5 protein-coding genes and 1 tRNA gene are annotated in these 4,585 nt (G+C 29.9%); all 6 read right to left on the bottom strand.

Annotated elements, in window-relative coordinates; translation table 11 throughout:
• Positions 1-329 (bottom strand): nickel insertion protein (larC, locus tag ACJAX4_RS22275; protein WP_435791635.1); only part of this gene is annotated, 329 nt, incomplete at its 3' end.
• 72 nt (positions 330-401) lie between these two features.
• Positions 402-1,205, bottom strand: coding sequence for a lipid II flippase Amj family protein (locus ACJAX4_RS22280; RefSeq protein ID WP_435791636.1), 804 nt, complete (start codon positions 1,203-1,205; stop codon positions 402-404).
• 65 nt (positions 1,206-1,270) lie between these two features.
• Positions 1,271-1,346: transfer RNA gene (locus ACJAX4_RS22285), tRNA-Ala, on the bottom strand.
• Between the two features lie 121 nt (positions 1,347-1,467).
• Positions 1,468-2,652, bottom strand: coding sequence for a glycosyltransferase family 4 protein (locus ACJAX4_RS22290; RefSeq protein ID WP_435791637.1), 1,185 nt, complete (start codon positions 2,650-2,652; stop codon positions 1,468-1,470).
• A gap of 44 nt (positions 2,653-2,696) precedes the next feature.
• The gene (locus ACJAX4_RS22295; protein ID WP_435791638.1) at positions 2,697-3,686 is read right to left on the bottom strand and encodes a lysylphosphatidylglycerol synthase transmembrane domain-containing protein; all 990 of its coding nucleotides are present in this window, start codon (positions 3,684-3,686) and stop codon (positions 2,697-2,699) included.
• Between the two features lie 7 nt (positions 3,687-3,693).
• A partial coding sequence (locus ACJAX4_RS22300; protein WP_435791639.1) for a glycosyltransferase family 4 protein occupies positions 3,694-4,585 on the bottom strand: 892 nt, incomplete at its 5' end.

Consider the following 4,585-nt stretch of genomic DNA (forward strand, 5'->3'; position numbering starts at 1 on the left):
CTGAGCTTACTGTCTTCTATAATTTTCTTAATATCTTTAAGATTTCTATGTTCATGATGACTATGATCCTTACTCATATGTTCATGAGAATGCACGCCTTCATTCTCAGCATGATTATGAGTGTGATTATGCTCTTGTAAAACTACATCCACTTTAGTGCCCTCTATACCTTTTCTAATTCCTCTTGACACTTTTATTTCATATCCATTTAGATTTAATTTTTTTAATTCTTCTATTAAATATTTCTCTTCTATACCGAGGTCTATTAATGCTCCTAAATTCATATCTCCACTAATACCTGAAAAACAGTCATAATAAAGTATTTTCATTTCACTTCACTCCATTTCTTTTGTATTTATTTCATTATATCAAAAAACATATATAAGATAAATATATGTTTACTAGATACTTGTTGCAATAAATCCTATTATTTTTGCCGCTGGAACTAATAATAATTGAGCTAAGATAGTACCTGCTATTAATGCACCTACAATAAAAATAATACATCTATCAAATTCTATCTCCAAACATTCTCCCCTTATAACATCATCAGTTAACATAGAAACATATGGATCCACAAATATAAATAGTATTAATGTTGCTCCTCCATTTATAACAGAAGATAATGTAACGCAAGTATTTCTTAACGCTGGATTTAAACATCCAGCATATAAAGATGCTAAAACACTTACAGTTGAAATTGAAAAGGCTATAAAATTTAGACCTATTATTTTTTTAGGTATTTTTCTAAGGCTCTTCAATTGTTTGAAATTTTCTTTTTGAGGACTAGTAATACTCTTCTTAAATTGTTCTATCCCTGATTTAGAAAACCCATGTAATAAAAGTTTAGGCATAGAACGGTGAGTACTAAAAGATTCCACTGCCCTTCTAAAAACCTTTATAAACGTTGGAATTAAAAGAGCCCCTGTAATTGTTGCTATGGTTTGTGCAACTAAAATCCATCTAAAAGTACCTAACATATTGCTTGCTGTACCCTGTATTATTCTATTTTCAATAGTCTTACTTAATAACGGTCCTTGGATTGTATATGCGGTCCTAGATACCAATGCAAAAATATTAAACACTGCAAACGAAACCGCTATTCTCCTTGTTCTTACTCCTACAATTCTTACAGCGTATGCTAGTGTTGCTATAACTGAAATAATAAACGAAAGAATAAGTACAATAATTACCTGTGTGGTCATATTTTACCCCCAAATGTTTAAATAATCCTCTGTATTAAAAAAACTCGCTATACAGCGAGTTTTTTTGGTGGAGATAATGGGACTCGAACCCACGACCCCTTGAATGCCATCCAAGTACTCTCCCAGCTGAGCTACATCCCCTCATATTAAAGTGGCTTTTTGAATATTTAAACAAAAAACCTCTTTTGTTTTGTCTGTTTAGTATATTATATTATAAAAAAGAGTATATTACCAATCATTATTTTTTATTCATATAATTTAATTATGTTACCTTTTGATTTTGTAACATATAAGTTTGTTTCTCTACTTCCATATAAACCTTCTCAACATTTTCGGCAAAACACGTCGAGGATAAGGCCTCTATTCCATCATAAGCGTTTTTAACCATTATGTCTGACACCTCTTTATGCATTAAAGTTTCATATAATATATCAGTTAAATTTTCATCTTTATAAAAAAATCTTCCATTAAATTTATCCCTAATTGTCCCATCTAGATTCTTATCGTATTTAGCTACCACAGGAATTTGCGATGCCATAGCCTCCACGAATGTTAATCCTTGTGTTTCAGTTAATGATGCACCTACAAACACATCTCCCATTTGATAATACTTCCCAATATTGGCGTAAGGTCTTTCACCGGCAAATACTACAGATTTTCCAATACCAAGCTCCTTAGCTAAAACTTCTAAATTCTCACGTTCTGGTCCGCCACCTACAATTAAAAGTTTACAGTCTGGTATTTTATAAATTAGCTCTTTCATACTTCTTATAATTATATCTACGCTTTTTTCTTTTGCTATGCGCCCAATGAATAGTACAACTGGTTGGCTTTCACTTATTCCAAAAGATCTCTTCTCTTCATTAATAAGATTTTCGTCATAATTACTTTTTTGGAAGGGTTCAATATTAACTCCTGTTGGTATTACATCTATATGTCTTGTTAACCCATAATTCTTAAGCGCATCTTTAACCTTTAAAGTAGGTACTATAATAGCACTACAATCTCTACAATATAATTTACTTGCTTTTTTAGCAAATTCAGAAGCTGGTTTAAGCATTATACCGCGGGATACATAATGTATATAGTCCTCGTACATAGTATGATACGTGTGAACTACAGGAATATCCAATTTCCTAGCAACTATTCTTCCAAACAGGCCTATACTAAATTCTGTTTGTGTGTGTATTATGTCTAAATCTAATTTTTTTATCTTATTCATAATTTTATGTGAATATATCATCCCAACCCTTTGCGATGATAAAAGAAAAAATGGTAAACTAGGCAATCTAATAATACTTTCCTGTTCCTCTCCCTCTGGATGTGTAACTGTTATAATACTTACATTATGCCCAAGTTTGCATAACTCATTTTTTAATATCATAGTAGAAGTAACTACTCCACTTACTTGTGGATAATAAGCATCAGTAAAAATTCCAATATTCATAATCAATTCCCCTTTAAATACTATAATTTCCTTATTATTTTCGATTAATTCTTCATAACGGCATAAAATCCAAAAATTATACAGGAATAAAATGTTATTACCCTCCATAATAGTATAGCTGCCATTATATTATTAGATAGAAAAAACAAAGTGAAAAACATGAAGAATGCGCCTTCCGCTGCGCAAATAGCTCCAGGTAATGGTATAAACGCTGTTAGCATAATTACAAATGCAGTTCCAGCTATCATACTACCTATGCTAGCTCCTCTCATTCCAAAACTAAGATAAATAAAATAAGGAATACTAAAATATATTGTCAGTTGACATATTGTATACATAACAGCTTTTATCATCAATACTTTGCTATGTTTTACTATCTCCATATTGTCATGAAATTTTTCTAAATTGTCATTAATACGATTTTCCATTTTTGCTATATCTTTTACCATTTTAAATTTAGTTAATATTTTAGATAAAAACATGATTATTTTATGTGTTAATTTTCTATGTTTTGAAAATATAATTAAACATAAAATTACACTAGCATTAACTGTAAATCCTATCGATATTAAGTAAAATAAGTTACTCATTTTACTTTTAAAAAAAGGTGCCTTCCAAAGTATAAGAATCAAGGAATATATAGTTAATATTGTTTGGTATATAATAAACTTAATCATAAGTGCTGAACCAGCGCTGCCATATCCTAATTCTTGTTTTGTTAATGTATATAATTGCATTGGCTGCCCCCCCGATGCGAAGGGAGTAATAGCGTTGAAATATTGTCCTGTCATAGTAACATTAAATGCCTCTTTAAATTTATAATCTTTCTTTATTAAAAATATAACACTTTGCAAGGTTTTAGCTTCAAAAACCCAATATAAAAACATAGCAAGTGCTGCTGCAATTAACCACTCAATTTGCAAATTATTTATTTGATGTATTAAATCCATCCATCCATTTGTGAATACAATAAGCAAAATAAATATAACTCCGGATGATATCCCTAGTATTAAATTAAATTTATAATTTTTCATTAACCTCTTACCTAACCTTTACGGCACATATCTTTTTATAAAATTTTCTCCACATATCAAGCACATTCTCTCTAGAATAAAAGTTGTGCCCTCTTATCGCTTTTTCTTCAGCCTGTTTATAATATACAGAATCGCTTTTTAATTTTTCTAAAGCACTAATAAAACCTTCATTATCATGTTCTTTTAGGTAATAATCAAACAATATATCCTCATATAGCTCTAAATCTCTTAATAATATTGGCGTATAAGTATTCATAGCCTCAAGAATCGACATAGGAAAAAGCTCGTTGTAAGATGGCATAAAAAGAACATTTGACACATTATATATATCATTCATCAAATCTCTTTCAACTATTCCTGTGAATAAAATATTTTTAGGTGCATTTTCTATTTGATACTTTAATTCCTTGTACCCATCTGTGATATTTCCAAAGGAAAATCCACCTGCCCAAACAAATTGGACTTCAGGCATTTTTTTTGCAATATCTATAAAATCCATAACCCCTTTTCGAGTTTGTATTTGACCTACTCCAAGCACAACAAAGGCGTCCTTTACAATCTTCAATTTTTCCTTAGCTTTATACTTATCCTCAATTGAAAGATTATAAAATTTCTCCTCTGAAACGAAATTTGGAATGTACGTTATTTTCTTCCTATCAATATTATAAGCTTCAAGTTTACTTATAAAGTTAGGATTTACCGTAACTAAATAATCCATACTGTTGTAAAAACTTATAATATATTTATAAAAAATTTTTTTAATCAAACTAGGTAATTTTATACTTCCTTCAATTGTTTCCGGTAAAAAATGCACATAACCCACTGCTACACCCTTTTTTTTTGCAAAAGGTACACTTAAGTAATGTTTTAAATCAATAGTATGATAATGCATTATATCT

It is taken from the genome of Clostridium sp. (assembly GCF_051278035.1).
Lineage (GTDB): Bacteria > Bacillota > Clostridia > Clostridiales > Clostridiaceae > Clostridium_AD.